The 1,327-nt window shown below is 62.1% G+C and carries 2 protein-coding genes; both read right to left on the minus strand.

The window, feature by feature from the left end:
* A partial coding sequence (locus tag PAF17_RS20030) for a CoA transferase subunit B (RefSeq protein ID WP_271890818.1) occupies positions 1 to 614 on the minus strand: 614 nt, incomplete at its 3' end.
* 3 nt (positions 615 to 617) lie between these two features.
* On the minus strand, positions 618 to 1,322 hold the full coding sequence (locus tag PAF17_RS20035) for a CoA transferase subunit A (RefSeq protein ID WP_271890819.1): 705 nt from the start codon (positions 1,320 to 1,322) through the stop codon (positions 618 to 620).
* Positions 1,323 to 1,327 lie beyond the last annotated feature (5 nt).

Below are 1,327 nucleotides of genomic sequence, written 5' to 3' on the forward strand. Positions count from 1 at the left end.
GTGGCTTCGGTTGCGGCGCGCAGTTCTTCTTCGGTCACGCCATCGGCGAGTTCGACGATCTTCAGGCCGCCCTCGACCACGTCCAGAACGCCCAGATTGGTGATGATGCGATTGACCACGCCCTTGCCGGTCAGCGGCAGGGTGCAGGCCTTCAGCAGCTTGGATTCGCCGGCCTTGTTGGTGTGGTCCATGACCACGATCACGCGCTTGACGCCCGCGACCAGATCCATCGCGCCGCCCATGCCCTTGACCAGCTTGCCGGGGATCATCCAGTTCGCCAGATCGCCGTTCTCGGCCACTTCCATCGCGCCCAGGATCGCCGCCGCGATCTTGCCGCCGCGGATCATGCCAAAGCTGGTCGCGCTGTCGAAATACGAGGTGCGCGACAATTCGGTGATGGTCTGCTTGCCGGCATTGATCAGGTCGGGATCCTCTTCGCCCTCATAGGGGAAGGGGCCCATGCCCAGCATGCCGTTTTCCGATTGCAGCGTGATGTCCTTGTCGCCGGTGTAATTGGCGACCAGCGTCGGGATCCCGATGCCGAGGTTCACATACATGCCGTCTTCCAGTTCCTCGGCCGCGCGGGCGGCCATCTGGTCACGATCCCATGCCATATATCAGGCCTCCTCACGCTTGCGGGTGGTGACTTTTTCAATGCGCTTTTCGTGATCGCCCTGGATGATGCGATGCACATAGATGCCGGGCAGATGGATGTGATCGGGGTCCAGGCTGCCGCGTTCGACGATTTCCTCGACCTCGACCACGCAGATGCGGCCGGACATGGCGGCGGGCGGGTTGAAGTTGCGCGCGGTCTTGCGGAACACCAGATTGCCGGTGTCGTCGGCCTTCCACGCCTTCACGATCGCCAGGTCCGAAACGATCCCGCGTTCAAGGATATATTCCTCGCCGTCAAAGATCTTGACCTCCTTGCCCTCGGCGATCTGGGTGCCGACGCCGGTCTTGGTGTAAAAGCCCGGGATGCCGCTGCCGCCGGCGCGCATCCGTTCAGCCAGCGTGCCCTGCGGGTTGAATTCCAGCTCCAGCTCGCCCGACAGGTACTGGCGCATGAATTCGGCGTTCTCACCGACGTAAGAGCTGATCATCTTCCTGATCTGCCTGGTGTCCAGAAGCTTGCCCAGACCAAAGCCGTCGACGCCGCAATTGTTGCTGGCAATGGTCAGGTCCTTGACGCCGCTGTCCACGATCGCATCGATCAGCAGCTCGGGTATCCCGCAAAGACCGAACCCCCCGGCCGAGATCGTCATCCCGTCCTGCAAGAGACCGTCCAAAGCCTCGCTCGCGCTGGCATAGACCTTCTTCATCAGCC

This window comes from Paracoccus onchidii (assembly GCF_028294535.1).
GTDB lineage: Bacteria > Pseudomonadota > Alphaproteobacteria > Rhodobacterales > Rhodobacteraceae > Paracoccus > Paracoccus onchidii.

Excerpts from the sequence above, each read along its gene's own strand:
- PAF17_RS20035 (WP_271890819.1), bottom strand. The coding sequence starts at position 1,322 with ATGAAGAAGGTCTATGCCAGCGCGAGCGAGGCTTTGGACGGTCTCTTG.